The sequence below is a fragment of the Pseudomonadales bacterium genome (assembly GCA_024234435.1).
Lineage (GTDB): Bacteria > Pseudomonadota > Gammaproteobacteria > Pseudomonadales > Porticoccaceae > JACKOF01.
Map to the genome: position 1 here is coordinate 26,528 of JACKOF010000002.1, position 24,358 is coordinate 50,885.

Genomic DNA, 24,358 nt, shown 5'->3' on the forward strand with positions numbered 1-24,358 from the left:
CAACCAGATTCAGGACCAATTTGTCTTATCTATTACGCTTCATCCGTTACATTGGCTGGCCCACTATCAGTGGGCTGCTGGCTGCTGCCGTTGTTCTGCTGCTATTTCCACAGCTCCTGGAAAACAACCGGGATCAGGTAGTAACCGATGAGCTGGCACCCGATGGCGCCAGCTGGACAGGCCCAATCTCCTACTCGGAAGCGGTCAGGCGAGCAGCACCGTCTGTTGTCAACATATACACCCAGAAAGAAATCACTCGAGCCAGACACCCGCTGCTGGACGACCCCTTTTTCAGGCGGTTTTTCAACAGCAGCAATCTGCCTCAGCAAAAGCGTATGCAATCGTCACTCGGGTCTGGCGTCATCCTCGGCAAAGAAGGTTATGTACTAACCAACAACCATGTAGTTGCCGGTGCCGACCAGATAATTGCACTTTTACACGATGGCCGGGAAGCCAAAGCCCTGGTGGTTGGCAATGACCCGGAAACCGATCTTGCGGTTATTAAAATAGAAGCAGACAATCTCACGCCTATCAGCATTGGTGATCCTTCTCAGGCAAAAGTAGGCGATGTAGTACTGGCAATAGGCAACCCTTTCGGAGTCGGGCAATCTGTCTCCCAGGGCATTATCAGCGCTACCGGCAGAAATGGTTTGGGTTTAAATACCTTTGAAAACTTCATTCAAACTGATGCCGCGATTAACCCCGGCAATTCCGGCGGCGCACTGGTGGATGCCTTTGGCAACCTGCTGGGAATAAACTCAGCCATTCTCGACCGTACCGGCTACTCAGTCGGCATCGGCTTTGCTATCCCTGCCGATACAGCCATCAAGATTCTGGAAGATATTGTTCAATATGGCCGTGTCATCCGGGGCTGGCTGGGAGTGGAAGCCAGACCATTGAGCCAGCAAATGGCTCAACGCCTGGGCCTCAACCCACCACAGGGCCTCTTGATTACCAACATTCAAGGCAACAGCCCGGCTCAACTGGCTGGCATTCAACCCGGAGACATTATCACCCGCATCAATAATCGCTGGGCGGGCGATAACAACCGGAGCATGAGTCTTATTGCGCAGCTTTCGCCGGGCGATCCGGTGCAGCTGGAAGTATGGCGCGATGGAGAAGAAATCAATGTTATGGCGGTGGCAGGCACTCGACCAACACCAAACTAAGTGGCATAAACTCAATCTGACTCTCTCGCCGGACATTACGGGCAATACCAGATACATTGACGCCAGCAGCACACAAAGCACCTAAGACTTCGTTACCCACCTGATCAGATGAAACACACCGAAACCCGGTTTCTTCTCATCATCCAGCTCCACATGCCATGCCTCATCCGCATATGGCCGCTTCAGCCCAAACTGCCTGACAAGTTCATTTGCGCCCTTACTCCAAGGGCCGCCCAGACGCCCCCAGTCGACATTCAAATCTATAGCCCGCCCACACACATGATTCGAAACAGGGATATCCGGCACATTGGGAAACCGGCGCGGGTCTCCTGCCTCATACCCTTCTTCCGCGTAAGCCAAATCATTAGCACCCAATGCTCTGGCATTGCCCAGTACAGCCTCGCAGTCCGATGCCTTTGCATCATCCGGGACACCCACTCCCCATTCATCCGAAAACCACCTGTTACCATCAAGGTCACAGCCATCCTTTAGCTCTCGCAAAGACCTCATGGCAATTTTGCCAACAGCAATACTGTGAGCCGTGCTCCATCGATGAGCAACAGTCGACTTTCTGTAATGAAGATTGATATTGCAGTTAACACCCTGGCTGCGTAAAAAATAACTCAACCCTTTCACCCTGAACTTTAACCGCAGAGCAATTGGTAACGAGAGAACAATAGATTTTTTCAATATTGAAGTATCCGTTCCCAAATTAGCGTTAGAGCAGGAGCTCCAACCCCATACTGTTTGACCCCTTAATCAGAACACTGCTGCCATCAAAATCCTGAGTAGACATCCACGACCTTACTTCTTCCGATGAAGAAAACAACAGATATCCCCTCCCGCTTGCACACTTTGAGAACTCAGCCCCAACCAAAGCGACAAACGTCAAATCCATCTGCCCTAGCTTCCTCACAACATCTCGATGCTCCTTTTGGCTGCTGCCACCCAGCTCAAGCATATCTCCCAAGATAACGACTTTTTTCTCGCCATGAATTCTGGCAAAACTATCTAGTGCAGCATGCATGCTGGTTGGGTTCGCATTATAGGCATCGACTATGTAAGTAGCGCCATCTCTACGAACCACCTGAGATCGATTATTGCTCGGCACGTAGCCCTCAATAGCAGCCTTTATCGATTCATTATCTATTCCTAAATATCGCCCCACAGCAACAGCTGCAAGCACATTAGATAAATTGTAAGCGCCGAACATTTGTGTTTGCACATCAAAGCTCTGGTCTTCATCCAAGGGATCACCAAAATCAACGGTTGAGCAACGCACCCGAACAAATGGCCCGCATTCCAGAACACACCCTCGAATGCGGGCCATTGCATTCTCGCCATAAGACCAGAAACATTCATCAATACCTGGCAACGATTCAATGTGAGGGTCATCAAGGTTAGCAAAAAATACGCCTCCCTTTGCCTGCAAAAAATTAAACAGCCGACTTTTTTCCCTGAGAACACCACCAACACTACCAAACCCTTCCAAGTGAGCCTTGCCAATATTAGTGATAACTCCAGCAGTAGGGTTCACAACTTCGCTTTTCAGGGCAATGGTGTTCTTCCCTGTTGACGAGATTTCGACCACGGCAACCTGAGTCTGCGAATCAATGTCAAAAAGAGTGTGAGCCACTCCTCTGATTGTATTGTAATTCCCGTGCGTGGAAGAGGTTTCAAGTTTGCAGGCAGCAACCGCCGCAATCAATTCTTTGGTGGTTGTTTTGCCACAAGAGCCGGTAATGGCAATACACTCAATATCATGTTGATTCCGGTGGTATGTCGCCGTGTTTAAAAAAGCATGCTCCACATTTGGCGTATAAATATATTCCGGGCCTCGAAACCGGTAACTGTCGACTACCGCTACGCTGGCCCCCTTTTCAATGGCGGCAGGCGCCATGACATTACCATTGAGAGGTTGATCCGCCAATCGAGAAAACCTGTCTGAGCCAAACGCAAAAAAAACGCAGAGCCTTTTCAGCAGCGATGGCGAATACAGCTCAAAAGTCCCCCATACTGCCCACACCATTCTTTTTAATCTGGACTCAGGGCAATAAACGGGAAGAGCAAAAAAAACATCGCCCTCTTCCAGGCTCGACAAGCTGGTAGATACACCCCCACTACGTTTAACACGTTGATATATGGCTTTGACTGTTTGCAGCGGGGTTCGTGGAACATGACCGTTTGGCACAACAAATCTTCCCTGATCAAAAGTCCTGTGTAAGCGCAACTCCATTTTTAAGAGCGCCCAACGAAAATAATACAGGCAGGATTATACCTGATTAACGTCAAAACCAATGAACGGATTGACCGCTAATTGACGGAGCTCAATATACTTCACACACGCCGACAGCTTTTCCACGTCGTTACCACAGATACAAAAAAGCCCGGTATACACCGGGCCTTTTCTTTTCACTTCGAACTGGGAAATCAGAGCACTCTACGGCGTCTTGCGTAGTAAAGGCCTGCCAGACCAAGACCAAACAACAACACAGTAGCGGGCTCAGGAACATCACCGGGTGGATCAACGGGCGGTGCACCTGTTTCAGCTTCCAGCAGGTTCTCAAACATGGTGGCGTTATCAAAAGTGCCGCCCCAGTTAGGAGAGTTATCCCAAACATTCTGATCAGTAATCAGGAAAATACTGCCAGGACCGATATTCTGGTAAGCCATCATAATACTGATGTCGCCGCCAAAATTCTCTTCGCCCAACATCAACGCTTCGGCAGTCCCGCCAATGGTTAAGGGCGCAAAGGCAGCGTATTGGTAAGTGTTAACATTTTCGGTGAGCGCGTGAGAGAGAATCTGCCCATCCACAACGCTGGCGCTTCTGAAACCGGAATCAACAATAACATTGTTGATCAGAATATCGCTGCCAAGAAATGCTAGCGCGGCGTTAATGCGGGTATTCTGCGCGGCTCCGAAGGTACCGTGCTCACCCATGAACGCGATGCGGCCACCACCCAACAGGAAAGTCGCCATGGAGTTTAACTCGGCGGCTGTGTAATCGTTGGCAGGCTGTGTTGCCCACAAAAGATCCGTTCCCGTCAGGTTAACCGTATCCAGGGTTCCACCTGCAATAGTGGAGCTATGCCCCACCAATCCGTTATAAAAATTGTTAATGGTGCTCTGACTAAAGCCGCCTAAAGCTTCACCCCAGACAGTGACAACACCCGCAAATGATGAATTAACTGCACCCACGAACAAAGCCGTTCCGAGGGCAATCTTTTTAAATCCAGCAAACATTTTAGAATCCTCCTAAAACCATAAAGTCCAAGCTTTCCAGCACGGGACTGCCAACCAGCAATTAAAGTTACCAATTGCAAACTAGCAAACTATGTGCCAAAAAAAATATTCTTTTATTTTCAATGAATTAAAATGGTAGAAAAAAACAGCAAGGCTTCCAGTGTAAAAAGTATCGACACAAAAAAACTAAAGTGACAGGATTTCTGATAAGGCGTTAATCAGTGCCTTATTCTGAGACTCCGTACCCACAGTGATTCTCAAGAACTGCTCTATACGCGGCTGTTTGAAGTGTCGTACGATGATATTGCGCTGGCGCAGCTCTGCCGAAAGCCCGGCAGCATCCCGACCAGAATGGCTCGCCAGAACAAAATTGGCAGAGGACGGCAGCACGTCGAAACCCAGCTCGGTGAGTGCTTGTGTGACGCTCTCCCGCTGCTGTATCACCAGCTGACGGGTTTGCTGGAAATACGTCTGGTCTTCAAAAGCCGCCACCGCTCCTGCAATCGCCGGGCGACTCATCGGGTAAGAATTAAAGCTGTTTTTGACTCGTTCTAATGCGGCTATCAGGCTCGCATTACCCATTGCCAGCCCGATACGCATGCCTGCCAGGGCGCGCGACTTGGACAGTGTCTGGATAACCAGCAGGTTAGGGTAATCATTAATCAGGGTTACTGCACTTTCACCACCAAAATCAATATAGGCTTCGTCTACCACCACAACGGATTCGGTATTCGCTTTCAGTAGTTTTTCGATATCCGCCAGAGATAACAGCAACCCTGTCGGTGCATTGGGGTTGGGGAAAATGATGCCACCATTGGCCTGGAAGTAATCCTGCACAGTCAGACTGAAATCGTCCGCCAAGGGTAATTGTCGATAACGAATGCCATAAAGACCACAGTACACCGGGTAAAAACTGTAAGTGATATCCGGAAACAGAATTGGCAGATCATGCTTCAACAGTGCATTGAAGGTATGCGCCAGCACCTCATCGGAGCCATTCCCGGCAAACACCTGACCGATGTCAATCTGGTAATAGTCCGCAACTACTTGCTTGAGCTGCTTGGCATCAGGGTCGGGGTAGAGACGCAAATCATCATTGACTGCCTGTGACATTGCCTGCAAGGCCCTGGGTGAAGGCCCGAAAGGGTTTTCATTGGTATTCAATTTAACGAGATTGTCCTGCCGGGGCTGCTCTCCAGGCACATAGGGCTCCAGCGAATCAAGCAGGCTACTCCAGTACTTGCCGCCCGCGCTATTAGTGGTCATCGACAGACTCATCCAAAATACGGTATTCAGCGGACCGGGCATGTGCCGTGAGACTTTCACCTCGGGACAGCACTGATGCTGTCTTTCCCAATTGCGATGCACCCTGCGCTGAACACCGGATCAAGGAACTGCGCTTTTGAAAATCATAAACACCCAGCGGCGACGAAAACCGTGCTGTTGCCGATGTAGGTAACACATGGTTGGGACCAGCGCAGTAATCACCCAGCGCCTCCGCGGTATAACGGCCCATAAATATGGCACCCGCATGACGAATGTCAGACAACAGCTCGTCAGGATTGGCAACTGACAACTCCAGGTGCTCTGGTGCTATTTGATTGATCAGCTCAACCGCTTGCGCCAGATCCTCAACCTCAATTAAAGCTCCCCTGCGCTCCAGGGCAGCCTTGATAATGGATGAACGTTCCATTTCCGACAGTAAACGTTCCATGCTCGCCTGCACCTGATCCAGAAATTCCCGGTTCGGAGAAATCAATATACTCTGTGCATCTTCATCATGCTCGGCCTGGGAAAACAGATCCATCGCAATCCAGTCCGGGTTCGTTTTGCCGTCGCAGACCACCAGAATTTCGGATGGCCCAGCCACCATATCCAACCCAACATGACCAAATACAGACCGCTTCGCAGTAGCCACATAAATATTGCCAGGGCCGACAATCTTATCCACGCGGGGAATCGTTTCGCTACCGTAAGCCAGCGCAGCAATCGCCTGAGCGCCACCAACAGTAAAAACGCGGTCAACACCGGCAATAGCAGCAGCGGCCAGCACCATCGGGTTTAACTCTCCACCGGGTGCAGGCACGGTCATGATAATTTCACCAACACCGGCAACTTTTGCGGGAATCGCATTCATCAAAACGGAAGAGGGATAACTGGCTTTACCACCAGGCACATAGATACCGACCCGGTCCAATGGTGTTATTTTTTGCCCCAGCACCGTGCCGTCGGCCTCTTGATACTGCCAGGATGCCTGTTTCTGATGCTGGTGGTAAATTTGAATTCTTTTTGCAGCCAGCGCCAGAGCCTCACGCTGACTGTTATCAATAGTTGCCAACGCCTGCTGCAACTGCTCATCGCTCACCAAAAACTCAGACATGCACGCTGCTGAACGACGGTCAAAGCGGTTGTTATATTCGAGTATGGCTGCATCGCCCCGCGCCCGAACAGCATCCAGAATTTCATCAACAGTTGATTGCACAGCAGCATCAGAAACACTTTCCCAGGCGAGCAAACCCTTTAACCGGTCATCAAACCCGGCCTCGCCTGCACACAGGCGAGCGATATTAATCACAGTAGCATCTGAACAGGTCATTCTTCACACCGCTCGCTTCAGATCATCAATAATTTTCTGAATAGCAAGATGTTTGGTTTTCATTGATGCCTGATTGACAATCAGGCGGGAGCTGATGTCAGCAATATGCTCGCGAGGCTCAAGGCCGTTCGCTTTCAGGGTGTTTCCGGTGTCCACAATGTCGACAATCTCATCGGCCAGCGACATCAAGGGCGCCAGTTCCATAGCGCCATAGAGTTTAATCAGATCTACTTGCCTGCCCTGCTCTGCGTAAAAACGACGCGCAATATTGACGTATTTGGTGGCCACGCGTATACGCCCGGCTGGCGGAGAAACGCCGACTATGCCTGCGGTCATCAGCTGACAACGTGCAATGCCAAGGTCAACAGGTTCGTAGAGTCCCTGTCCGCCGTGTTCAAGTAGCGTATCCTTACCGGCAATACCAATGTCGGCAGAACCAAACTGCACATAGGTGGGCACATCCGACCCTCGCAAAATCACCAGTCGCACATTGTCCAGGCTGGTATCGAACAGCAACTTGCGGCTGGTACTGATATCGTCCAGAGGTTCGATACCGGATTTTGCCAGCAGCGGCAGCGTTTCTTTCAATATTCGACCCTTGGTGAGGGCAATGGTAATCATCTGACTTTTCCCGACATTTAGCTTGCCCCGTTAGCCGGGTACCCGGCGTATATTAGCACCCAACTGCTGCAGTTTTTCTTCGATACATTCATACCCTCGATCAATATGGTAGATCCTGTCCACCACCGTATCGCCATCTGCCACCAGGCCGGCAATCACCAGGCTGGCAGAGGCACGCAGATCCGACGCCATGACCGGCGCGGCTTTCAGGCGCTCGACACCCTCGACAATAGCAGTGTTACCTTCGAGGTCAATTTTCGCACCCATACGATTCAGTTCATGGGTTTGTATCAACCGGTTTTCAAAAATCGTCTCCGTTATTCGCCCCACTCCTTCAGCCACTGCATTCACCGTCGTTAGCTGTGCCTGCATATCCGTTGGGAATGCTGGATATGGCGCCGTTTTCAGGCTCACCGCTTTCGGTCGCCGCCCTTCCATATCCAGCTCTATCCAGTCTTCGCCACAGGTGATTTTTGCACCCGCCTCTTCGAGCTTCAGCAGAACAGCTTCAAGAATACGCGGGTCGGTGTCTTTCAGTTTAACCCGCCCCCGGGTAGCTGCTGCTGCGGCCAGATACGTGCCTGTCTCGATCCTGTCCGGCATGATCCGATAACTTCCCCCGGTTAACCTCTCAACGCCGTTGATCACCAGCGTATCGCTGCCTGCGCCCCGCACATCGGCACCCCAGGCATTCAGGCAGTTAGCGAGATCAACCACTTCCGGCTCCCGGGCAGAATTTTCAATGACCGTCTGCCCTTCGGCCAGCACCGCAGCCATCATGATATTTTCAGTAGCACCGACACTGACAATATCCATAAAAATATGGGCACCTTTCAGACGGCCATCACTGCGCGCATTAATATAGCCGCCATCCAGGTCAATTTCCGCGCCCATATGACGTAAACCATTGAGGTGCAGATCCACCGGGCGGCTGCCAATGGCACACCCTCCGGGAAAGGAAACTTTCGCTTCGCCGTAGCGCGCCAGCATTGGCCCCAGCACCAGAATCGAGGCCCGCATGGTTTTCACCAGCTCGTAAGGTGCGGTATGACTGTGAAGCGTGCTGGAATCGACTTCCACCTGTAGTTTTTCGTCAATGATGACACTGACACCAAGACAGCCCATCAGCTCAATCATGGTGGTGATATCGTGGAGGTGCGGAACATTGGAAACCACAACGGGCCCATCAACCAGCAACGTGGCTGCCAGAATAGGCAGTGCCGAGTTCTTGGCGCCGGAAATACGAATTTCTCCGGACAGGGGGCCACCCCCGGATATCAACAATTTATCCATGCTCAACCCTTACGTTTAGCAATAGTCAGATTTCATTAGAGCAAAGTTTGTGCGTCGGCGAAACAGTCGCAATTACCGCTGTTGCCACTCACTGGTTGTGAACGTTTTAATATTGACTGCGTGCATAGCGCCACTGGCTATTTGTTCGCTGAGAGCTGCATAGACCTTCTGCTGCCGCTGGACTGCCCGCAACCCTTCAAAACAATCGCCGACAACAACCAGATTGAAGTGGCTGCCATCGCTCTCTACTGTCACGTCACAATCGGAAAACTCTTCAAGTAACAACTGCTTAACCTGGTCTGGATGCATCACTCATGGCCTTATAACTGTTAAAAATTTATGTTGCGTTTTTTCCACGGCGACATTCAGGCACCGCTTTCAGACGACACACTCCAGTCATCAATCACACGATCCAGATCACCATTAAACTTCTGAGCGCGTTGAATAAACTGGTTGCGAAAAGTTTTACCGAGATTGACTCCGTTGATAATCACGTTGGTGATTTTCCACTCGCCACTGCGCTTCTGCCCCATGGTATATTGCAAAGGGTAATTGCCGTCTTCACCACGAATTTCCTGCAAAACATGAACCGTTCTGCGCCCTGAAAGATCTTCGTTCGGTGGTAGCACAACGATATCCTGTTGACCAAATGCAACCAGCCCCCCGCCATAGGTTTCAACCAGATCACGCCGAAATCTCATCACAAACCGGTCAAGCTGCTCCGGTGTTGCCTGTTTCCGATAAGGGCCCATAACGTTGTAGGAAATCCACTTGAAATCCAGTGCCTCATCAAGCAAACCTTCAAGCGCCAGATAAAACGGTTGTGGGTCTTGCTCGAAACCAACACGATACTGGTCGATGGTAGAAACCAGCTTGACCGTCATCTGTTCAACCACTTCGTGGGCTGTCACTTCATCATTTGCCACGGCTGATGCCGAGCAACCTGCAACAAGAAGCCATAATGCAGTTACTGTTATCCCAACCTTTTTAATCCACATGTTTACCTGTTCCTTTTTTCAATCTCTACGGGAGCGCTGACCCGAAGCCATCGCCAACAGAGTATTGGACACAAAAAAAACTGCCCGGTGCCGTCACCCGATCCAACAGCACACACAAAGAAAACTACTGACTTTGGAAGGCGCGCACTATACCATTGCCAGCCTTTTTTCGAAATACATTCACATCATTCAAAACGAGATTGACTACTGTTCATGGAAAGCCTGTTTGCCGCCTTTATGTCGCTGATTTTTGGCCTGTTGGGGCTACTTTGGGGTGCTGACCGCTTCGTGACAGGTAGTGCAGGGGCTGCCCGCAATTTCGGCATTGCGCCGATGGTGATTGGCCTCACTGTTGTTTCAATCGGAACATCTGCGCCAGAAATTATCGTCGCCATTAACGCCGCATTGAAAGATGCCGGAGATATGGCAGTAGGCAATGCCATCGGATCAAACCTGGCCAATATCGGTATGGTTCTGGGCATTACCGCTATTGTTGCACCCATTCCGGTTCAAAAGCACCTGATTCAGCAGGAGAGCCCGGTACTGCTGATCATAACCCTGTTTGCCGGTTACTGCCTGATTGACGGCGCCCTCAGTCGAACCGATGGTTGGATGCTGCTGCTGGCGCTGATTCCGCTGCTGATTCTGACTGTTCGTTACAAGAAAGAGCACCCCAACCCGGAAGAAATGGAAGAAGCTGAGTCGATTCCGGATATTTCAACAGCCGCCGCCATTATGTGGTTTGCCATCGGCCTCGGTGTGCTGTTGGTGAGTTCCGAAATTCTGGTGTGGGGCGCCAAATCCATAGCCCACCACTTTGGTGTGAGCCAGCTGATCATAGGCCTCACAGTCGTTGCTGTTGGCACCAGCCTCCCGGAGCTGGCGGCCTCGGTGATGAGCGCCGTTCGCGGACACCACGATATTGCCCTGGGAAATATCTTCGGCTCTAACCTGTTCAATCTGATGGCTGTGATGTCCATGCCAGGCATTATTGCGCCATTAGCACTGAGCAATGCTGTCTTTTATCGGGATTACCTGGCAATGGCCTCAATAACCCTGGTGCTGATTGGCGGCATTGGTTGGTCATTATTGCAATCCAGCAGAACCGGACGGCCTGCACGCCTTTCCCGCGCCATGGGCATCGTGCTACTGGTTTTGTACGCACTCTACTACGTGCTTCTGATTCCTACCCAATAGCGCCACCCCCTTAATGGAGCTGCCCGAATCTTATCGTTATACTCTGCACCTGATATTCGTTACCCACAGGAAACCCTGATGCCCGACACCGATTTAGTGTGTATTGGTCAACGTACCATTCGAATGGAAGCTGAAGCCGTCACCGAGCTTGAAGGCCGTATCGGCGCTGACTTTATACGTGCCTGCGAGTTGATTATGGACTGCCAGGGACGGGTAATTGTCACGGGTATGGGCAAGTCCGGGCATATCGGCAGCAAAATCGCAGCGACGCTGGCCAGCACTGGCACACCGGCTTTCTTTGTCCACCCCGGAGAGGCGAGCCACGGCGACTTGGGCATGATTACCCGGAAGGATGTGGTCATCGCGCTGTCCAATTCCGGTTCTACTGCCGAAGTTATCACGCTGCTGCCACTTATCAAACGCATGGGTATTCCACTCATCAGTATGACCGGCAACCCAGGTTCACCTCTGGCTCAGGCATCCGAAGCACACCTCGATGTCAGTATCAAAAACGAAGCCTGCCCACTGGGGCTGGCACCCACTTCCAGCACAACAGCTACACTGGTAATGGGCGATGCGCTGGCTATCGCACTGTTAGAGGCCCGCGGGTTTGGCGCTGAGGATTTTGCTTTCTCACACCCTGGCGGTGCGCTGGGCAGAAAACTGCTGCTGAAGGTGGAAGATATTATGCACAGCGGGAACGAAATACCCAGAGTCGCAGAGGGCACGCCCTTACGTGAAGCGCTATTGGTAATGACCGAAAAAGGCTTTGGCATGACAACCGTTGTCAGTGATGACAATGAACTTTTGGGCGTTTTTACTGATGGCGACCTACGTCGCACAATTGATCAGAACATTGATATCAACAATACTCCTATCGGCAAAACCATGCACCGCGGTGGCACAACCATCAACCGGAACATGCTTGCCGCTGAGGCCCTGAAGATAATGGAAGACAAAAAAATCACTGCTCTGGTCATCGAGGATAACGAGCATCACCCGGTGGGCGTCCTGCACATGCACGATATTCTCCGCGCAGGCGTGATGTAAACAAGAGGACTTACCCATAATGCCGACACCTTCTGAGCAAGTTATCAAAAAAGCCAGAAATATCCGACTGTTGTTGCTGGATGTCGATGGCGTATTAACGGATGGCCGTCTTTACTACGATGAAACAGGGAACGAGCAAAAGGCTTTTAATATTCAGGATGGTCTGGGCATCAAACTGCTACAGCGAAATGGCATCGAAGTCGGCATTATTACCGGCCGCTCTTCTGCCCTGTTGACACGCCGAGCCACCGAACTGGGTATCAAACTGGTCGTGCAGGGCCGTGAAGACAAGCTGACCGCCCTGCAGGAAATTCTGGCAGAGCATGACTTCAGTATGGAACAAATTGCGTTCCTCGGTGATGATCTGCCCGACCTGGCGGTTATCCGAAAGGTAGGGCTGGGAGCAACGCCAGCCAATGGCAATCATTTTGTTGCCCGCCATGCCGACTGGCAGACAGCCGCAGCTGGCGGCAATGGCGCAGTTCGCGAACTGGCTGAACTGATTCTGGATGCCCAGCAAAAACTGGCGCCAACACTGGCGGAATACCTCTAATGCGCCGCCTGATTTTCACTGCAGCCCTGCTCATTAGCTGTGGCGTTTTTTTGTTGCTTTGGGACTCACCACCAGAAAAGTTTCTCTCGCCCATCACAACCAAAACCCCGGACAAGCTGCCCGAAGCTGATGGTTACATGCTTGACACGGATACCAAAAAGTACAACCAGGAAGGGCTGCTCAACTACACACTCAAAACATCGGAAACCCGGTATTTCAAGCGCCGAGATCGGTTTGAAATGGACACACCGGAGATGGTGGTTTTTGATATTAAAAACCCGCTGCGCCCCTGGCAGGTAGCGTCCAGGAACGGTGAAGTTTTCCAGGGAGGCGAAAAAGTGCTGCTCACAGGGGATGTCTATGCCTGGCAGAACACAAACTTCAATGCCCGAAATGAACTCCGCTCGCAACAACTGGTCTTGTTTCCTGACAAGCATGTGGCCGAATCAAAAAAGCATGTCCTTATTACCACACCCGACGGACAAACTGCAGGCACTGGCATGTGGGCCAATCTGCAACAGGAACGTTTCAAGTTACTAAAGAAAGTCAAAGGAATACATCGTGCAAAACCTTAACAAGATACTGGCATTTTGCCTGCTCTGCACTCTGGCAGGCCCGCTTTACAGTCTCCCCGATGATCGCCAGAAACCGATTCATATCGAGTCTAACCAGGCAGAACGGGATGAAAAAGGAGGCACGACCGTTTATGAAGGCAACGTCATTATCAAGCAGGGCACCATTCTCATACGAGCGGAAAAAGTCACTGTATTCTCGACTACCGAGGGCGTCAGTAAAATTATCTGCAAAGGAAAACCTGCCCACTACCAGCAATTGCCAAAAATGGATGGCAGCATGGTGCTGGCAAGCGGTAACACCATTGAGTACCGTCCTGCCCTTGATCAGATTCAACTAATAGACAATGCCAGCCTGGAGCAGGATGGCACCATCATCACCGGTGAACGTATAGACTACGATGTCACCTCGGAGGTCCTCAAGGCTAAAAGTGACAATACCGGCAGGAAACGGATTCAAATGCTTATCCCACCTACCCCCCAGGCAAAATCGGCCAATAAGGAGACAAACTAATGGCCATACTCTCAGCCCAGCACCTTGCCAAAAGCTACAAAAAACGCCCTGTGATTCAGGATGTGTCGATGACCGTCGAGAGCGGAACCATCGTGGGGCTACTCGGGCCAAACGGGGCTGGCAAGACCACCTGTTTCTATATGATTGTCGGACTGGTGCCTCAGGATAGCGGCTCTATCTGCATCGATGATGAGGATATTACCCATCTGCCCATGCATGGCCGGGCCAGAAAAGGCATCGGCTACCTGCCGCAAGAGGCGTCAGTATTTCGAAAAATGAGCGTTCAGAACAATATCCTGGCCATTCTTGAAACCCGCGATGATTTGACCCGAGAACAACGCAAGGAAAAACTTGAATCGCTATTACATGAATTTCATATTACTCACATCCGCGACAGCCTGGGAATGAGTTTATCCGGCGGTGAGCGCCGCAGAGTAGAAATCGCCCGGGCATTGGCTATGGAGCCAGAGTTTATTTTGCTGGATGAGCCGTTTGCCGGTGTAGATCCGATATCAGTAAATGACATCAAGCTGATTATTCGACACCTCCGCGATAAGGGTATCGGTGTCTTGATAACCGACCACAACGTCAGGGAAACCCTCGACATATGCCAGCATGCCTACATTGTTGGGGAAGGTCGGGTCATCGCTGAAGGTCATGCGGCAGAAATTCTCAGTAATCAGCAAGTCAGAGACACCTATCTGGGTGAAAACTTTTCTCTCTAGCAAGCTGTCTGGCCCGCTAGATCAACGCCGAGGCGCAGTTCGCGAAACTTCACAAGAAACCAAAAAAAAGCATGGCACAAGAATTGCTTCACAGGATTGCCAGCGCTACACTGGACGCATCCTTAATGTCCGGAAGCAGTGACACCGCTCATGAAACAGAGTTTGCAGTTAAAAATCGGTCAGCAACTGACCATGACGCCGCAACTGCAACAGGCAATCAAACTTCTTCAGCTTTCCTCGCTGGAATTACAACAGGAAATCCAACAGGCACTTTACTCCAACCCGCTGCTGGAAGTTGACGAAGACTCACCGGAATCGGGCCAGCAAGATGACGACAACCGAAAATCGGCCTCATCGGAGGAAGAAACATCACCGCTGAACTCGTCGCCTGACGACGATCAACCCATCCCGACAGACCTGCCCGTCGACGCCAGTTGGGATGATATTTACCCCACCGCGCCTACTACCAATCTGAGCAACAGCAGCAGTGATTATTCTGCCGACTTCGAAAGTTTTCACAGTGTCACCGAATCTCTCCAGGATCACCTTCACTGGCAACTGAACCTGACACCAATGTCCGACATTGATCGACATATTGGCACCACCATTATCGACGCCATCAGTCCCGATGGCCGACTTACCCAGACACCGGCCGACCTTTGGGCAGCGCTGGACGATGATGAGATCGAACTGGACGAAGTGATTGCCGTTATTCACCGCATCCAGCAATTTGACCCACCCGGGGTTGCCGCCAGCTCGCTACAGGAATGCCTGTCCATCCAGCTAAACCAGTTTTCAGAAAACACCCCTTTTCTGGCCGAAGCCAAGCTACTGGTGACGCAATATCTGCCTCTGGTGGCCAACCGTGACTTTAAAACACTGACCAAAGCCACCGGCCTGAACAGTGACATACTTGAGTTCGCCATTGAGCTGATCCAGACACTTAATCCGCTACCCGGTGACAGCATCGATAGTGCGGACGCGGGGTATGTGGTTCCAGATGCAAGAGTGGTCAAGCGCGATGGTTGCTGGCAGGTATCACTCAATAGTGACGTGTCGCCGAAAATCTCGATTAACCAGCAATATGCTTCTCTCATCCGCCGCGCAGACAACAGTAACGACAACACCTTTCTTCGCAACCATCTTCAGGAAGCCAAATGGTTTCTGCGCAGCCTTGAAAGCCGCAATGAAACCCTGCTCAGAGTGTCCTCCAGCATTGTCGAGCTACAGCAGGATTTTCTGGAGCACGGTGCCGAGGCAATGAAACCTATGATTCTGGCTGATATCGCCGAGAAACTGGAGCTTCATGAATCCACCATTTCTCGTGTTACCACACAGAAATATATCGATACCCCGCAAGGCATTTATGAGCTGAAATACTTCTTTTCCAGCCATGTAGGAACGACCGGTGGCGGGGAGTGTTCATCTACCGCTATTCGCGCTATCCTGAAGAAGATGATTAGCGCAGAAAACCCTTCAAAACCCCTCAGCGACAACAAGCTCGCGTCGTTACTTCAGGAACAGGGCATTGAAATTGCCCGTCGCACCGTGGCCAAATATCGCGAAGGAATGAACATTCCTTCATCCAGCGAACGCAGACAATTTAACAACTAAACAGCTAGTATTCACTAAGGAGAAACACATGCAACTTAACATCAGTGGACACCATCTCGACATCACTGACGCCATTAACGATTATGTCGTGAACAAGCTCTCCCGTCTGGAGCGCCATCATGATCGCATCACCAGCACCAATGTTATTCTTTCCGTTGACAAACTGATTCAAAAAGCGGAGGCCACCGTACATGTCAGTGGCGGTGAATTTTTTGCCAACGCCGAGCATGAAGACCTGTATGCTGCGATTGATGATCTTACCGACAAACTGGATCGTCAGCTGATCAAACACAAGGAAAAAAACCGCGGCCGATAACCTCAACCACCTCTAAATCAAGCAGTAATCACCATGGAAATAGCCAATATTCTGACCCCGGAGTACACACTGTGTGCTGCCCCTGGCGGCAGTAAAAAACGTGTTCTGGAGTACCTGTCACATTTTGTTGCCGACAATATTGACAGCATTGACGCCGACTCCCTCTACCACCAGTTCCTCGCGCGCGAAAAGCTGGGTAGCACCGGCATCGGCCACGGGGTTGCCATTCCTCACTGCCGTGTCAGTGGTTGCCAGCAAATTCGGGCAGCGTTACTGAAACTGGAAAGCCCGGTGGATTTCGACGCTATTGATGATAAGCCTGTGGATCTGGTGTTCGCGCTAGTGGTGCCTGAAGAACAGAATGACGAGCATTTGAAAACCCTGTCATCCATCGCCGAGCTGCTACAGCACAGTGAAAAACGCCAACAGCTTCGCGACGCCACGACCAGTCAGGCACTCTACCAATCTGCTGTTACAAGACAGCAAAGCTAATAGGGCACCGGTATGCGACTGGTTATCATCAGTGGAAGGTCAGGCTCAGGAAAAAGCACTGCTCTCAATGTGCTCGAGGATGTCGGCTTCACCTGTATCGATAACCTGCCCGCCAGCTTGCTGCCCAACCTTATCCAGCAGACCGTCAATGACAAGAAGCAGATTTGGCCAAACAAGATAGCTGTTGGTATTGATGCACGCAATGTGCTGGGCAATCTTGGTGATTTACCCGCCATTATCAAACAGCTCCAGCTCGACGGAATTCATAGCGAAATCATTTTTCTGGATGCACGCAGCCCCGTCATCATCCAACGCTTTAGCGAAACCCGTCGCAAACACCCGCTCAGCAGCGGCACAGTCGATCTGAAAGAAGCGATCAAACTGGAAAGCAAGATGCTGGAGCCACTGGCAGACATTGCCACCCGAAAAATAGACACCAGCACCCTGACCCTGCACCAGCTGCGAGATATCATTAAAAAGCACATCGCACCGGACACTCAGGGAGAACTGGCTGTTCTGTTCGAATCTTTTGGTTTCAAGCGCGGCGTTCCGGTAGATGCGGACTTTGTTTTCGATGTGCGATGCCTGCCCAACCCCTACTGGAAACCGGAATTACGGGGCTACAGCGGTAATGATCAACCGGTCATTGAGTTTCTTGAAACACAACCCGATGTGGCTCATATGCTTGCTGATATCAATGGCTACCTGAGTCGCTGGATTCCTCAGTTTCAGGCCAGCAATCGCAGTTACCTGACCATCGCCATTGGCTGCACTGGTGGTCAGCACCGCTCTGTCTATATCGCCAATCAGTTGGGAAAATTTTTCAGCAACCGACTACCCAATATTCAGGTTCGCCACCGTGAACTTTCATAATATTTCCCGTTATTTACCCATCAATAACATACCAGAGCGACTTGACTTCAAGTGCCAGCTCAGGCATTTATAGCCCCATGATTGAGTGCGAAATAAAAATTATTAATAAACTCGGCCTGCACGCACGCGCGGCGGCCAAACTTGCCTCAACTGCAGGCAGATACGCCGCTGCGATTCAAACGGGCCACAGCCTTGAAAAACTGGTCGACGCCAAAAGCGTGATGTCGCTGATGCTATTGGCTGCAAGCCAGGATACCGTTTTGCATTTCCGCTTTAATGGTGAAGATGAAGACGCCGCACACGACAATATCTGCCAACTGATTGCCGACCGCTTCGGCGAAAGTGAATAATCACTTACGCTCATTCCAATTTATTTTAGGCACCTTCTTCTCCAGCAAGCCTGGCACACTGTTATTTTCGCTTTGCGGTCAGTAAACTAACGCCACTCAACCACTGATCCGGAGTTCTGGATAATATGCAAACGTCATCTGACACCGCCAGCCAACTGTCTCTACTCGCCGGCATTGATGACGTCATGGATTCCCAGGCCGTCCATCAACTGGGCTACATGCTCAATAATCTCGCCCCGGCTGACATCGCCCACCATATCGAATCCGCCCCTCCGCGAATTCGGCGCATCTTATGGAGCCTGGTAGAGTCCGAGTCGGAAGGGGAAGTCCTCGGTGAACTGCGCGAAGATATGCAGCAGGAAATACTCAAAGGCATGGGCAGCGAGGAGATGGCCAGCCTGTTCGAAGGGCTTGATACTGACGATATCGCCGACATTCTGCAACAGTTGCCCGATCAGATAATCCCGGAAGTGCTACAGTCAATGAGCACACAGGATCGCCTGCGTGTGGAATCAGTACTGACCCACAACGAAGACACCGCTGGCGGCTTGATGAACACGGATACCATCACCGTGCGCCCCGATATGTCTCTGGATGTTGTGCTTCGTTACTTGCGTCGCCACGAAGAAATACCGGAAGTGACCGACAACCTGTTCGTGGTAAATCGAAAAGATATCTTCCTGGGGACATTGCCATTGAGCAAAGTACTCACTTCGAACCCCAATACCACCGTTCGGGAAGTCATGGTGACTAACGTAGAGGCCATACCCGCCACCATGCCAGATTCCGAAGTTGCACACCTATTTGAGCGCCACGACTGGGTATCAGCTCCAGTCATTGACGAGAACAACCACCTGCTGGGGCGAATCACCATTGATGACGTGGTAGACGTTATCATGGAAGATGCCGACCATTCTCTGCTGGGGCTGGCTGGCCTCAGTCACGAGGAGGAAACATTTGCCTCCATCCGCCGCACCGCACCGCGCCGTGCGATCTGGCTGGGCGTAAACCTGCTTACTGCCATTGCAGCATCTTCTGTTATCAACATGTTTGAAGCCACTATCGACAAAGTTGTCGCGCTGGCAATCCTTATGCCTATAGTTGCCAGTATGGGCGGTGTGGCCGGCAACCAGACGTTAACGGTGGTGATTCGGGGCATGGCGCTTGGGCATGTGGGACGCAGTAACCTTAAATGGCTGCTCAGTAAGGAATTTATTGTCGGCTGCTTTAACGGCCTGCTCTGGGCGCTGGTTATGGGTGTTATCGCCGCTTTCTGGTTTGACGACGCCACCATCGCCTTTATTATCGCGGCAGCGATGGTGATCAACCTGCTAACCGCTGCGGTGGCCGGAGCCTCATTACCCATGATCCTGAAATACCTGGATATCGATCCGGCATTGGCTGGTGGTGTGGCTCTGACGACAGTTACCGATGTTGTCGGCTTCTTCTCATTCCTCGGGCTTGCCACCCTGTTTTACACCTGACCCCAGAGACACAAATGCCAAAGAAAAACCACAGCTGGCCAGGTACTGATGATGAGCAACCGGATGCCCTGGAACCAGAGAAAAGCAAATCTGAACTCAAACGGGAGATGCTCGCACTGCAAAAAATTGGTGAAGACATCGCTAACCTGCCCAATGCACAGTTCATTCAGATTCCTCTGGAAGAAACCCTGAGAGAAGCCCTAGAACTGTTTCGGCGACTCAAAAACCGCGAGGGGCGGCGACGCCAAATGCAGTATATCGGCAAACTCATGCGTGTTGCCGATACAGACCTGATTCTCGCCAAACTCGACCTGTTCCGGAAGGACGGCGAAACCTACCGACGGCATTTTCATCGCATTGAAAAATGGCGCGACAAAATCATCGAAAACGGCGATGACGCCGTTAACCAGCTACTGTCAGAAGAGCCTCAGCTCGACCGGCAGCACCTGAGACAAATGGTTCGACAATCGCAAAAAGAACTCAGTCAAAACAAGCCGCCAGCAGCAAGTCGCAAACTGTTTCAATACCTGCGCGACACCATTGAGCCTCACTAACGTAAACACTCTAACAGTCTGGCAAACAACCGCACCACAGGCCACAGCAAGTGCTTGACAACAACAGGCAAAATAGTGAGAATTCGCAGCCCTCGAAATGAGCACCTTGTGGCTACGTAGCTCAGCTGGTTAGAGCACAGCATTCATAATGCTGGGGTCGGTGGTTCAAGTCCACCCGTAGCTACCATATAAATCAAAGGGTTACGTACGCACAGCCCTTTTTGCTTCTACCAAATGCGTGAGATTTGCGTGACTCTCCTTTTGTCACTGCATTTGGACTCCATAAAAGTGCCAGAGTTGACGTTAATTCTCACTCGAAACTCACCTTCCCAACACGCTTAATCCAGCTTCGCAATACCCACTGCAGTGTAAGGTATGACGGCCTGCTAGCTGGCATAACCGAGCATAAATGCTGGGGTCGGTGGTTCAAGCCCACCCATAGCTACGATACAAATCAAAGAGTTACGTACGTGTAGCCCTTTTTGTTTCTACCAAATGCGTGAGATTTGCGTGACTCTCCTTTTGTCTCTGCATTTGGACTTCTCAGTAGCGTTAGAGTTGGTGTTGACCCCCGCTCAAAACTCACTCTCTCAGCCGCTTCTATCAGCTCTCCGATTTCCACTGCTGAGTAGTGTGTAGTGATTTGTTTGTTGGTGTGACCAAGCATCACCATACGCGTTTCAACCCCAATTCCAGCAGCGCGCAAACGACGACCAAAGGTGTGTTTCAGATCGTGAACCCTGACCTGAGATAACTCTGTCACGTCCCGCGCTCTGCGCCATGCTTTGGTATTCATCCGCTCGACCGGCTTGTGCTCACCTTTATATGTATAAGTAAACACATGTTCCCGATGCTTGCCCCGCTGGCGATTCACAACCGCTCTTGCCACCGAATTCAACACCACTAACCGATCTTCGCCATTTTTAACAAGGTCCCCCGGTATCAAAAATACACTGGCAGACAGCTCTGGAAGTGAAACTTCCCACTCCCATCTTAACCCGCAGACTTCCGCTTCCCGTGTGCCGGTGTTGACCTTGAACAACGCCATTTCCCGCAAGTGAATCGGCAGTTCAGCAAACAGCCTTTCCTGCTCAACCCACGAAATCGGGTATGGTTTTCTGGCATCTTTCCAATCCAACATACGAATCAGCGGTGTTGTCTCCAGCCAAGGGTTGCCACGCTCATCACGCCACAACCTGGCAGCCAGTATTAATACCCGCCGGACAACGGCCAAATCACGATTGATCGTATTGGACTTGAGACCCTCTTTTTTGCGTGAAGCAATAAAAGGCCCCAAGGTATCCTGATGCACCTGCCGCAAGGCCAGATTCCCGATAAAAGAATCAAGAATCCTCAGCGACTGAGCATCGCGATCAATACTGCGCTTGCGCTCGTTTTCCAGAAGATATTTGGTCGCTGCCTGCCGAAAGGTGTAATCAGGTTTGACCCCGTACACCATCTCATTGCGAATCTGTTCCAGACGAAAAGTCAGGTATCGCTCTGCTTCCTGCCTGTCACCCGTTCCAGTGCTTTCGAAAAGGCGTCCATATCCTCTGATACGTTTGTCGATTGTCCAAATGCCGTTTTTGCCCCGCTTGACGAGGCCCGGTGTTCTCTTCGACATAGTGAATGTCTCCTATGGTTAATCGAACACCCACAGCGGGACTTATACTGCTCCACCCAAGCGTCCATTTCAAGTCGGTCAAAGGCAATCCCCTGCTTGCCAATCGGCATTTCTGTCAACTGATGACGGACTTCCCGGTTAAACCGATTCTTGTCCATGCCGAGGTAGCCTGGCGCATCCCGTAATCGGATCAGCCGCGGCTGCAAATACAATCTCGAATCCTGTTGTGCGTGCATATCAGTTCCCCTCAAATCCATTTAGTAGAGTTTCCAACCAAGTCGGTTAACGGCCCAGATAGACCGCCGTGATCTGCTCCCGCTCATGCCCCAACTCCGCACTGATCTGAAGACGGGCAGCTCGATCCCCTCGCCGCTGATCAGCTGTTAATTGAGGCCGATTGGGGCCACCAGCACTGGGGCAGTTCCACCCTGTTAACGCGCGATATCGGGCCTGCGCATAGGCATGTCGCAGACCATGCAACTTCGACAAACCAGCATAGGTACAAGCATGTTCATAACGCCGCAACTGACGCACATAAGTCAGATCAGCAGGAATTAGCGACCCCCAAGCTGCCAACTTCTTGGCCGCCTCCAGAACCGCACGCTGCTCAACCGAAATAATCGGAATAGTTCTGGGTCGCCCACCCTTGGTCCAACCCGACTTCAACCGCAAATAGGTTTGCCGATCAGCCCAATGGGGGCAGATTTTCAGCGCCTCCTCCCGGCGCAAACCAAAAGCTTGTTGCAACTGGAGGCTCATCCGAACAAAGGGATCATTGATCCGCTGGAAATCCTCCTTACTCAAAGACACCGCCTTATTCACCGACGACACAAACTGTCGATCCGGTATTCCGTAGTAAATATTAGCGTTCGCAATCACACTAGACCGGTTAATCTTCTCAGCCCACCAACGCATATGGGCCATGCGATTCTTGATGGTGCCTGCACTGACCTGCTGATCCAGCCACAAATCCACCAGCGCCTGCACATGTTTCTGACGCAAAGAATTGATACTCATTCCTCGATAACCCAGATTATGAAGTTGATTGGCAATAGCCGTAAGCTGCCTCTCCCTATCAACCCGCGTGGCATAACTGCCATCCCGATTACGGCGACACAACAACTTCAGTTGATAATTCAGATTTCTCATGGTGTTTTCTCCTTTGGTTAGTGTTTCTGACCACCTGCCAACTCATAGCTGGGCAGAGCCGCCTAAGCGGTAAAGTCGCGGGACACCACTCCCGAAAATTCATTAATCGTCTGGACATAGACGGCACGTCGCGATTTCAGAGAAATACGGATCGTGCGAACAAACACCCGAGCACAAAACGGCCAAGGCTAACATTGCAAAAGCATGTAGAGTCGCAATAGCAACCATGAGCGGTCGCTATGCTTAGAGTGGGTCACCATGACAAAGAGCGCCTGCGTGACAGCCTTTTTGACATCCGAGACCAGCAGTGGGCCTGGGAAGATAATGCAGCCTATGGCGGCTGCGGTGATACAGGCCTTTGAGCGGATGCAGCTTTCACTGCGCCAAAGAACTGATTAAGCACGGCCCTGAATAAACCGCTGTGCTGCAACTCGCCCTAGATCAGCACATTCGACGACTTCGTAAGATAAATTCGCCTATCCCGTTTTGCAGATGCGAGGGGGGAATGCACCTCTTTCGTTAAATTCACAAATACGCATCAACAAACAATGCGCTTGAACCCAGTATAGAAAATTGCCCTCGCAACTCAACAGTTCAAATGTACCCCTTTATTTATACAGATAATGCCTAAAGACCACCCACTTCAAGACATGCGCAACGAAAGGAACCTGACAGAGTATCAAGTGACAGCGTAGTGATACGCTCTTCAAAACCGGCTACGCCCAGCAACAAACTCAGCAACCACGGTACTTATAGCCTACGTCACTACTGCCAAAGGCGGGTAGTGACGTAGGCATCTCTCAGCTACCAACCTAAAAAGCGAAAGACGAACTCTACCCCAACTGGCGAAAATTACTGAAAAACTGTTCCAAGCAGCGAAGGCTATTAATAAAACTTTTTCTTAAATTTGCCCGACATGAGCTAAATATGGTTATTTGATTTGTTCACTAGACTCAGATGTAATGCCTGCTTCCGACCCAAAGCGGACATTTTGTGCTTCAAGAATCAGCTTTTACACTGACTCCAAATATTTGAAAAAATATCACATCGATATCAAATCCACTGCAGAGAACGATTTAAAATCACGTTATCTTCAGATTGCCGAGGAGTCTCCTCAAAATACGGCGAGGTGGTATCTGGATATTATCGAAACAATCGAAAAACTCGATCCGCTCGCCGAGCTTTGCCCCATCGCGTCAGAGGGAATCAATACACAGAGAGGAACACGTCATTTCATACTCGGCAACTACCGCGCGCTCTATTTGATAAATCAACTTGTTGTCGATGTCCTGCATGTTCGGCATGGTAAGATGGAGAGAAAGCTATAAGGTGCTTTCTTTGCAGAGCGAACCCTAACTTTAACGAATT

General features: G+C 50.9%; 26 protein-coding genes and 1 tRNA gene. 16 read left to right on the forward strand and 11 right to left on the reverse strand.

Translation table 11 applies throughout. The features are described 5' to 3' along the window. The first annotated feature begins 20 nt into the window (after positions 1-20). Complete coding sequence (locus tag H7A02_09990) at positions 21-1,169, forward strand: trypsin-like peptidase domain-containing protein (GenBank protein MCP5172586.1); 1,149 nt, start codon at positions 21-23, stop codon at positions 1,167-1,169. Between the two features lie 81 nt (positions 1,170-1,250). Here the strand turns inward: H7A02_09990 and H7A02_09995 are convergent, their stop codons facing one another. The 9 genes from H7A02_09995 to H7A02_10035 form a co-directional block, all read right to left on the reverse strand. Beyond that, positions 1,251-1,859, reverse strand: coding sequence for a hypothetical protein (locus H7A02_09995; GenBank protein ID MCP5172587.1), 609 nt, complete (start codon positions 1,857-1,859; stop codon positions 1,251-1,253). A 28-nt stretch (positions 1,860-1,887) separates the two neighbouring features. Then, on the reverse strand, positions 1,888-3,360 hold the full coding sequence (locus tag H7A02_10000; GenBank protein MCP5172588.1) for a UDP-N-acetylmuramoyl-tripeptide--D-alanyl-D-alanine ligase: 1,473 nt from the start codon (positions 3,358-3,360) through the stop codon (positions 1,888-1,890). Positions 3,361-3,599: 239 nt separating this feature from the next. Beyond that, positions 3,600-4,151 carry a PEP-CTERM sorting domain-containing protein gene (locus H7A02_10005; GenBank protein ID MCP5172589.1) on the reverse strand — a complete coding sequence of 184 codons (552 nt, stop codon included), beginning with the start codon at positions 4,149-4,151 and terminating at the stop codon, positions 3,600-3,602. Between the two features lie 450 nt (positions 4,152-4,601). Continuing rightward, entirely contained in the window at positions 4,602-5,681 is a 1,080-nt protein-coding gene (locus tag H7A02_10010) for a histidinol-phosphate transaminase (GenBank protein MCP5172590.1), read from the reverse strand. Beyond that, positions 5,671-7,011 carry a histidinol dehydrogenase gene (gene hisD, locus H7A02_10015; protein ID MCP5172591.1) on the reverse strand — a complete coding sequence of 447 codons (1,341 nt, stop codon included), beginning with the start codon at positions 7,009-7,011 and terminating at the stop codon, positions 5,671-5,673. The genes H7A02_10010 and hisD overlap by 11 nt, the downstream gene beginning before the upstream one ends. 3 nt (positions 7,012-7,014) lie before the next feature. Beyond that, on the reverse strand, positions 7,015-7,632 hold the full coding sequence (locus H7A02_10020) for an ATP phosphoribosyltransferase (protein MCP5172592.1): 618 nt from the start codon (positions 7,630-7,632) through the stop codon (positions 7,015-7,017). A gap of 30 nt (positions 7,633-7,662) precedes the next feature. Beyond that, positions 7,663-8,925, reverse strand: a complete 1,263-nt coding sequence (gene murA, locus H7A02_10025; protein ID MCP5172593.1) for a UDP-N-acetylglucosamine 1-carboxyvinyltransferase — start codon at positions 8,923-8,925, stop codon at positions 7,663-7,665. A 72-nt stretch (positions 8,926-8,997) separates the two neighbouring features. Then, a complete protein-coding gene (locus tag H7A02_10030; GenBank protein ID MCP5172594.1) occupies positions 8,998-9,234 on the reverse strand; it encodes a BolA/IbaG family iron-sulfur metabolism protein in 237 nt (78 codons plus the stop codon). 56 nt (positions 9,235-9,290) lie between these two features. Then, entirely contained in the window at positions 9,291-9,923 is a 633-nt protein-coding gene (locus tag H7A02_10035; GenBank protein MCP5172595.1) for an ABC transporter substrate-binding protein, read from the reverse strand. Positions 9,924-10,136: 213 nt separating this feature from the next. Here H7A02_10035 and H7A02_10040 point away from each other — a divergent pair, with 213 nt between their 5' ends. The 14 genes from H7A02_10040 to H7A02_10105 all read left to right on the forward strand — a co-directional run bounded on the left by H7A02_10040 (position 10,137) and on the right by H7A02_10105 (position 20,404). Further along, positions 10,137-11,120: a calcium/sodium antiporter gene (locus H7A02_10040; GenBank protein MCP5172596.1), complete on the forward strand. Its 984-nt coding sequence runs from the start codon at positions 10,137-10,139 to the stop codon at positions 11,118-11,120. A 78-nt stretch (positions 11,121-11,198) separates the two neighbouring features. Further along, positions 11,199-12,170 carry a KpsF/GutQ family sugar-phosphate isomerase gene (locus H7A02_10045; protein ID MCP5172597.1) on the forward strand — a complete coding sequence of 324 codons (972 nt, stop codon included), beginning with the start codon at positions 11,199-11,201 and terminating at the stop codon, positions 12,168-12,170. A 19-nt stretch (positions 12,171-12,189) separates the two neighbouring features. Further along, positions 12,190-12,723, forward strand: coding sequence for an HAD-IIIA family hydrolase (locus tag H7A02_10050; GenBank protein MCP5172598.1), 534 nt, complete (start codon positions 12,190-12,192; stop codon positions 12,721-12,723). Further along, positions 12,723-13,298, forward strand: coding sequence for an LPS export ABC transporter periplasmic protein LptC (gene lptC / locus H7A02_10055; GenBank protein ID MCP5172599.1), 576 nt, complete (start codon positions 12,723-12,725; stop codon positions 13,296-13,298). The genes H7A02_10050 and lptC overlap by 1 nt, the downstream gene beginning before the upstream one ends. Continuing rightward, a complete protein-coding gene (lptA, locus tag H7A02_10060; GenBank protein ID MCP5172600.1) occupies positions 13,285-13,809 on the forward strand; it encodes a lipopolysaccharide transport periplasmic protein LptA in 525 nt (174 codons plus the stop codon). Before lptC ends, lptA begins: the two co-directional genes overlap by 14 nt. Next, complete coding sequence (lptB, locus tag H7A02_10065) at positions 13,809-14,534, forward strand: LPS export ABC transporter ATP-binding protein (protein ID MCP5172601.1); 726 nt, start codon at positions 13,809-13,811, stop codon at positions 14,532-14,534. Before lptA ends, lptB begins: the two co-directional genes overlap by 1 nt. 150 nt (positions 14,535-14,684) lie before the next feature. After that, positions 14,685-16,148: an RNA polymerase factor sigma-54 gene (locus tag H7A02_10070; GenBank protein MCP5172602.1), complete on the forward strand. Its 1,464-nt coding sequence runs from the start codon at positions 14,685-14,687 to the stop codon at positions 16,146-16,148. Between the two features lie 28 nt (positions 16,149-16,176). Beyond that, positions 16,177-16,464, forward strand: a complete 288-nt coding sequence (raiA, locus tag H7A02_10075; protein ID MCP5172603.1) for a ribosome-associated translation inhibitor RaiA — start codon at positions 16,177-16,179, stop codon at positions 16,462-16,464. Positions 16,465-16,497: 33 nt separating this feature from the next. Then, on the forward strand, positions 16,498-16,956 hold the full coding sequence (gene ptsN, locus H7A02_10080) for a PTS IIA-like nitrogen regulatory protein PtsN (protein ID MCP5172604.1): 459 nt from the start codon (positions 16,498-16,500) through the stop codon (positions 16,954-16,956). A gap of 12 nt (positions 16,957-16,968) precedes the next feature. Beyond that, complete coding sequence (gene rapZ, locus H7A02_10085; protein MCP5172605.1) at positions 16,969-17,829, forward strand: RNase adapter RapZ; 861 nt, start codon at positions 16,969-16,971, stop codon at positions 17,827-17,829. Between the two features lie 77 nt (positions 17,830-17,906). Then, entirely contained in the window at positions 17,907-18,179 is a 273-nt protein-coding gene (locus H7A02_10090) for an HPr family phosphocarrier protein (GenBank protein MCP5172606.1), read from the forward strand. A gap of 125 nt (positions 18,180-18,304) precedes the next feature. Continuing rightward, a complete protein-coding gene (mgtE, locus tag H7A02_10095) occupies positions 18,305-19,663 on the forward strand; it encodes a magnesium transporter (protein MCP5172607.1) in 1,359 nt (452 codons plus the stop codon). A 14-nt stretch (positions 19,664-19,677) separates the two neighbouring features. Then, on the forward strand, positions 19,678-20,217 hold the full coding sequence (locus H7A02_10100) for a DUF615 domain-containing protein (GenBank protein MCP5172608.1): 540 nt from the start codon (positions 19,678-19,680) through the stop codon (positions 20,215-20,217). A gap of 110 nt (positions 20,218-20,327) precedes the next feature. Next, positions 20,328-20,404: transfer RNA gene (locus tag H7A02_10105), tRNA-Met, on the forward strand. A 267-nt stretch (positions 20,405-20,671) separates the two neighbouring features. Here the strand turns inward: H7A02_10105 and H7A02_10110 are convergent. Then, positions 20,672-21,841, reverse strand: coding sequence for a tyrosine-type recombinase/integrase (locus H7A02_10110; GenBank protein MCP5172609.1), 1,170 nt, complete (start codon positions 21,839-21,841; stop codon positions 20,672-20,674). 282 nt (positions 21,842-22,123) lie between these two features. Beyond that, positions 22,124-22,990, reverse strand: a complete 867-nt coding sequence (locus H7A02_10115) for an integrase domain-containing protein (protein MCP5172610.1) — start codon at positions 22,988-22,990, stop codon at positions 22,124-22,126. Positions 22,991-24,021: 1,031 nt separating this feature from the next. Between H7A02_10115 and H7A02_10120 the strand changes: the two genes are divergently transcribed. Then, the gene (locus H7A02_10120; GenBank protein MCP5172611.1) at positions 24,022-24,318 is read left to right on the forward strand and encodes a type II toxin-antitoxin system RelE/ParE family toxin; all 297 of its coding nucleotides are present in this window, start codon (positions 24,022-24,024) and stop codon (positions 24,316-24,318) included. Positions 24,319-24,358 lie beyond the last annotated feature (40 nt).